General features: G+C 63.5%; 4 protein-coding genes (1 of these 4 cut by a window edge). All 4 read left to right on the top strand.

The genetic code is table 11. The features are described from left to right. Nucleotides 1-1,835, top strand: partial view of a PAS domain S-box protein gene (locus tag LLH00_09140; GenBank protein MCE5271437.1) — the final stretch only. It extends 2,269 nt beyond the left edge of the window; 1,835 of the gene's 4,104 nt are visible here — the last part of the coding sequence; its start codon lies beyond the left edge, outside the window; its stop codon occupies nt 1,833-1,835. Nucleotides 1,836-1,850: 15 nt separating this feature from the next. Continuing rightward, nucleotides 1,851-3,311 carry a sigma-54 dependent transcriptional regulator gene (locus tag LLH00_09135; GenBank protein ID MCE5271436.1) on the top strand — a complete coding sequence of 487 codons (1,461 nt, stop codon included), beginning with the start codon at nt 1,851-1,853 and terminating at the stop codon, nt 3,309-3,311. 230 nt (nt 3,312-3,541) lie between these two features. Further along, a complete protein-coding gene (locus LLH00_09130; protein ID MCE5271435.1) occupies nt 3,542-3,919 on the top strand; it encodes a response regulator in 378 nt (125 codons plus the stop codon). A gap of 256 nt (nt 3,920-4,175) precedes the next feature. Further along, a complete protein-coding gene (locus LLH00_09125) occupies nt 4,176-6,329 on the top strand; it encodes a methyl-accepting chemotaxis protein (GenBank protein ID MCE5271434.1) in 2,154 nt (717 codons plus the stop codon). Nucleotides 6,330-6,438 lie beyond the last annotated feature (109 nt).

Below are 6,438 nucleotides of genomic sequence, written 5' to 3'. Positions count from 1 at the left end.
TAAATGTCGAGCTGATTCCGGGGACCAGCAGCTCCATCTGCTCCCTGCTCGATATCACCGACCGCAAGCGGATCGAGCGGGCGCTGATCGAGAGCGAGAACCGCTACCGGAGGATGTTCCGCTCCTCGCCGATGCCCCTGTGGGAGGAGGATATCTCCGAACTCCGGCGGGAGCTGGACAGCCTGCGCCAGAAGGGGGTCGAGGATATCCGGACCTACATACGCGAGCACCCCGATTTCATCCGTCACGCCGCAGGTCTGATCCGGATCGTGGACGTGAACGAGGCGGCGCTGAACCTTTACAGGGCCGGCTCGCGGGAGGAACTGCTCGGTTCCCTGGGGCGGATGATCTACCCCGATGCGGCGGAAAGCCTCACCCGGAGCCTCACCGCGGTCTTCGAGGGTGAGACCCTTCTGCAGGGGGAAACGTCGATCCGCACCCTGGACGGCCGGAAGCGGACGGCCTATTACCGGGTGGCCATCCCGCCGCAGCATTCCTCCAACACGAACACCCTGACCAGCATCATGGATATCACCGCGCTCAAGCAGGCGGAAAAATCGCTGCTGGAGGAGCGCGCCCTGCTGCAGAGCAAGCTGCGCGACGAGGCCCTCATCGCCTCCATCGCCTCGCGGCTGGGCGGCAGCGAGCCGTTCATCCTGAGGCTGGATGAAGTGCTGGGTCAGGTGGGACGGCGTTTCGGGGTCGACCGGGCCAGCCTGTTCCATTGCCGCCCCGAAAAGGGCGTGGTAATGGTGCATTGCTGGTATGAGCAGGGTGCTGCACCGATGCCGAAGATTCAGCAGGAAGACAACGGCTACAGATTCATCCAGCAGCTTCTGAACAACGAGATTTTCGCTTTCCAGTCTCTGGACGAGCTGGAGGAACCGGACCGCAGTTTCTATGTAAACCGGGGTTGTGAGGCGCTGCTGTCCTGTCCCCTGTTCTCGGGATCGGCTTTCAACGGCTTCCTGAGCCTGTGCACCTCGGCCAGAAAGAACTGGGATGATCAGGACAAAGCCCTGATCCGCACGGTGGGGAACATGCTGGCCAACGCCTGGGAGAGGGAGGAGCTTTTCAAGGCGCGCCTGGAGGCCGAGCACCGTCAGGTGGAGGCGGTGCGGATGGCCGAGAAGTCCTCGCGCCTGGCCGCGCTGGGGAACCTGTCCGCCGGTGTGGCGCACGAGATCAACCAGCCCCTCACCGCGCTCAAAGTCAAGGTGGACAGTTCCCTCTACTGGATGGAGCTGGACAAGGAGCTGTCACGGGACAAATATGTCGAGACCTTGCGTTTCGTTTCCGAGCAGGCCGAACGCATCGATGAGATAATCCGCCACATGCGCTCCCTGATCCGCCAGGACAGCCGCCGTGAGCCGGTCGCCGTGGATGTGAACGAGGTGGTCAACAGCGCCCTGTCCCTGCTGGATGAGCAATTGATGGCTCACCGTATCGGACTGCAGAAGGAACTGGGGGAGAATCTGCCGCAGATTAACTCCCAGCCCGCACTGCTCGAGCAGGCGGTGATCAACATGGTGATAAACGCCATGAGCACCCTGGATCAGTCGGGCGGGGATTTACGGCAGATCATCGTGACCACGCGGACGGACGGGCGAGGAGACTGCTCGATAGAGGTGCGGGACAACGGGCCCAGCCTGCCCGCCGAAATGCTCGAGCACGTGTTCGATCCGTTCTTCGCCTCGCGCATGAATATGGAAAGCCTGGGTTTCGAGCTGTCGATCACGGAAAACATCGTAACCGGCCTGGGCGGGTCGATCACGGCCCACAACCACGAGGACGGTGGCTGCCTGTTCAAGATCGTTCTGCCAAAAGCTCCTTGAGAGAGGGAGAAAAGCATGCACATCCTGCTTGCCGACGATGAAAAGGATATCCGAACCACGCTCGCCGAGTTTATCGAGGGGTTGGGACACCGGGTGAGCCTGGCGGCCAACGGGCGGGAAGCTTTGGAAGTGCTGGAAAAGGACAAGGTGCATCTGCTGCTCTCGGACATCCGGATGCCGGAGATGGATGGGATCGATCTGCTCAGGAGGGTCAAGCTGAGCGGCGAGCTGCGTGAAATCGAGGTGATCCTGTTCACCGGGCACGGCACTATCCCCCAGGCGGTGGAGGCCATGCACGAGGGGGCCTACCATTACCTGATGAAGCCGATCAATGTCCGTGAGCTGGCCCTGATCCTGGAACGCATCGCCGAATTCATCGCCCTGCGCGAGGAGAACCGCCGTCTGTCCGAGAAGTTCGAGCACAGCGTGCGCGAGGCCACCGGCGAGATGCGCCGCGAGCTGGAGGAGTTGCGCCGTGCTTTCGCCCGCGAGGTGGGAGTGGCCGGCATGGGCGTGTTCTCGATCGCCCTGCGGGAGCTGCTGAAGACCTGCCAGCGACTGCACCGTAACCCCGACATACCGGTGCTGATCGAGGGGGAGACCGGCACCGGCAAGGAACTGATCGCCCGCTACATCCATTTCGGGGATTGCGACACCGCCAGCCCGTTCGTGGCGGTCAACTGCGCCTCGATCAGCCCCAACCTGTTCGAGAGCGAGCTGTTCGGCTACGAGGGCGGCTCTTTCACCGGGGCCAACCCCAAGGGACAGAGAGGCAAGCTCGAGCTGGCCGGCGACGGGACGATATTCCTGGACGAAATCGGTGAGATGCCGATGGACCAGCAGGCCAAGCTGCTCCGTGTGATCCAGGAGCGCGAGTTCTACCGCGTGGGCGGGCTGAAGAAAATCTCCACCGCGGCCAGGGTGGTCTGCGCTACCAACCGCGATATCCGCAAGTGTGTGGCGGACGGCTCGTTCCGGCAGGACCTTTTCTACCGTCTCAATGTGGCCCATATCCCCATTCCGCCGCTGCGCCAGCGCCGCGAGGCGATCATTCCCCTGGCCCGGCTGTTCATGCAGGAGCTGCATCAGAAAAAGCGGACCCATTTCGACAGTATCAGCCCCGCCGCCGCCCGTTTGCTGGAAACCTACGACTGGCCGGGCAACGTGCGCGAGCTGAAGAGCGCGATCGAACGGGTGGCGCTGCTCTACGACGACGATGAGATCCGCCCGGCGCACCTGGAGTTCCTGGTCCCCGGCGCCGGCGACACGGCCGACCTTCCGGCCCAGGGCCAGGCCCAGCTTACCGGCGAGGAAATCCTGCTGCCGGATGACTCGTTCGACCTGGACGGCTGGACGCTGAACATTGTCAAGAAAGCCCTGGCCAAGAATTTCTGGAACAAAACCGAGACCGCCCGCTACCTCGGGATAAGCCGGGGTGCGCTCTACACCTACCTTAAACATCTCAACCTGGAATAGTCCCCTCCGCCCCGGCCGGTGAGCTTTTTCCCGGCCGGCCTCCGCAAGTGGTGATTGTTTTTACGCATTCTGTCCCGCTGCTCTTGCCCGGATGAGCGAAACCACACGCACGGCCCGCCATGATGGCGTTATAGCCATATACATCAAATGGTTGTGATTGTGGCACGTTTTGTGTAAGAACTAAGGCGCGCGAATTGTAGAACGGGTTTCAATAAAACGGCGAGGTGAAAGTGCGTATACAGATTATAGACGATGATCGGGCGATCGCGTCGACGCTGAAGGAGTTTCTCGATTCAATCGGCCACGAGTGCCGGGTCTACACCAATCCGGTCCTGGCTCTGAGCGAGCACGAGGCCGGCCATTTTCAGGTGGTGCTGACCGATCTGCGCATGCCGCACCTGGATGGCCTGAGCCTGATGGACCGGCTCTCGGCCATCGACTCCAGCGCGTTCCTGATCGCCATGACCGGCCAGACCGATGTCGGCAGCGCGGTGGCCTGCAAGGACCGCGGGGTGTACGCCTATTTCACCAAGCCCATCGACCTGCGGCGCCTGGTGAATGTCCTCGGCCAGGCGGAGCGCGACCTTACGGTCCGGTCGATCCGTTGATCCGGATGCGGTCCGCGGCCGGTTGTCCCGGTGTGTCTGCCAGGGACGCGGACGATGCCCGCCGGATTGCCATTGCGGGGCAGGCGTTAACCATCCGTGATGCATGAACGACTGTTCGATTCCGCACAGCCGGATAGAACCGGAGCGGCCTGGGTATAGGCGCAGCCGATTGAGCTTTTTATATGTTGAATTAGAGGGATCGGCAGCCGGCTGATCCCTCTAAGGGTGGGACAGGTAGCTTGAAAGGGGGCTGATTATGCGCATGTCCGTGGGCAGAAAACTGGGGATCGGGTTCGGGGCCTGTGTCTTTATCCTGGTCGCGATGACGAGCAGCACCCTGGTTCGGCTGAGCACCATCGGGAAGCTACAGCAGGAGAGCGCCGAGCGGGCCGCCGAGGCCTCGGTGGCCCTGGAAGCCTCCAGTACTGCCGACAAGATGTACCGGGTGATCGCGGATGCCCAGATCAACCAGGAGATGGATGATACTGAGGCCAATTGGGAACTGATCAGAAAAGAGGCCCTCCAGGATCAGGCTGAAATCGAGAAGCTGGCCTACTCCGATGAGGAAAAAGTTCTGGTTGCCAATGCCGGCGGCGAACTTGAAGTGATTATCGATCTGTTCGAGCACGACATGCTGCCACAGATCAAGGATGCGCTGGCCAACGGGCAGGTCCCGGACACCAAGGACATGGACGGTGACATCGACGGTTATGTCAGTTTGTACCGCGAGCCGCTGATCGAGTTTTCCGATTCCCTCCAGGCCCGGTCGCACCTGGCGCAGAGTGCCTGCAACCTTCAGATGTCCAGGGTCCGGCGCGAGAGCATAATCCTGGCTCTACTCGGTATTCTGGCGAGCGTGCTGGGCGCGCTGCTGGTCACGCGCTCCGTGGTCCGTCCGGTGCGGCAGATGCGCGAGGTGGCCGAGTCGATCGCCCGGGGCGACCTGCAACGGGAGGTGAGGCTCTCCGGCACGGATGAGGTGGGGCAGCTCGGTGATTCTTTCCGGCAGATGATCGCCTCCCTGCGCCAGAAAACCGAGGTCGCCCGCCGGATCAGCGAGGGCGACCTGGCGGTGGAGATCACGGCCGCATCGGCCGCGGATGAGCTGGCCGCGGCCATGCTGGCGATGATCCAGCGGTTGCGGTCGATGAACGAGGACGTGGCCGCGCTGACCGCCGCCGCCCGGGAGGGACGGCTCGACAGCCGCGCCGACAGCAGCCGTCACGGCGGCGATTTCGGCCGCCTGATCGAGGGGGTCAACCACCTGCTCGACACGGTCACCGAGCCGATCAACGAGGCGGCGCAGGTGCTAAGAAAAGCCGCGGCCAAGGACCTCTCCCACCGGGTGCGGGGAGACTACCGCGGACGGCTGGCCGAGTTCAAACAGGATATCAACACGACCCTCGAATCCCTGGGCGCGGCCCTGACCCGGGTTTCGGAGGCGGTGGAGCAGGTGAGCTCGGCCAGCGGCCAGATCGCCAGCGGGAGCCAGAGCCTGGCTGCCGGGGCCAACGAGCAGGCCTCGAGCCTGGAGGAGGTTTCGGCCAGCCTGGAGCAGATTTCCTCGATGACCCGCCAGAACGCGGACAATGCGGACCAGGCCCGCCGCATGGCCGCCGGGGCGCGCGAGGCGGTGGACAAAGGGCGTGTCTCGATGCAGCGCATGACCGAATCCATCACCCGGATCAAGGCCAGCTCGGACAAGACGGCCAAGATCGTGAAAACGATCGATGAAATCGCGTTCCAGACCAACCTTCTGGCCCTGAACGCGGCGGTGGAGGCGGCCCGGGCCGGCGAGGCGGGCAAGGGCTTCGCCGTGGTGGCCGAGGAGGTGCGCTCCCTGGCCCAGCGCAGCGCCCAGGCGGCCAAGGACACGGCCGTCATGATCGAGGAGGGGGTGAAAAACGCCGAGGGTGGCGTCGGGATCACCGCCGAGGTGGACAAGGCCCTGACCGCTATCACCGAGGCCGCGGGTAAGGTGGACGACCTGGTGGCAGAGATCGCCTCCGCGGTCAAGGAACAGGCCCAGGGTATCGAACAGGTCAATACCGCCATGTCCGACATGGACAAGGTGACCCAGTCCAACGCCTCGAACTCGGAGCAGAGCGCCAGCGCGGCCGAGGAACTGAGCAGCCAGGCCGGTGAGCTGCGCGGCATGGTGGCCGAGTTCAAGCTCGGGGCCGCCGCTCAGACTGAGGCCGTCCCGCGGGCGGCAACGGCCAGGACAGCGCTCCCGGCGGCAGCGCCTGTGGCTCGGTCCGGCAGGGCCAGGGCCGGGGAGGCCTCCGGCAAACAGGCCGGCGACGCACCGGCGGCAAAGGGCAAGACGGCGCAGAGACCGGAACGCCCGCTGCCCAGCCGTATCCGTAAAATCACGCCTCTGAACGAGGATGATCTCAAGGAATTGTGAGCCGGAATCGCTCCGCCTGAGCCACCCTTCGGGGTGGCTTTTTGGGCGCGGCGCCTGTAGAATATCAGACAAATTGTTCGTTCGCGGGCAGCGCCCAGGCGGCCGGAAT

This window comes from bacterium, from assembly GCA_021372515.1.
Classification (GTDB): domain Bacteria; phylum Gemmatimonadota; class Glassbacteria; order GWA2-58-10; family GWA2-58-10; genus JAJFUG01.
Note: the sequence above shows the minus strand (reverse complement) of the source record. Positions and strands in the feature narration are given on the sequence as shown.

Bases quoted from the DNA above. Each gene is read 5' to 3' on its own strand.
- LLH00_09125 (MCE5271434.1), top strand. From the start codon at position 4,176: ATGCGCATGTCCGTGGGCAGAAAACTGGGGATCGGGTTCGGGGCCTGT.
- LLH00_09135 (MCE5271436.1), top strand. From the start codon at position 1,851: ATGCACATCCTGCTTGCCGACGATGAAAAGGATATCCGAACCACGCTC.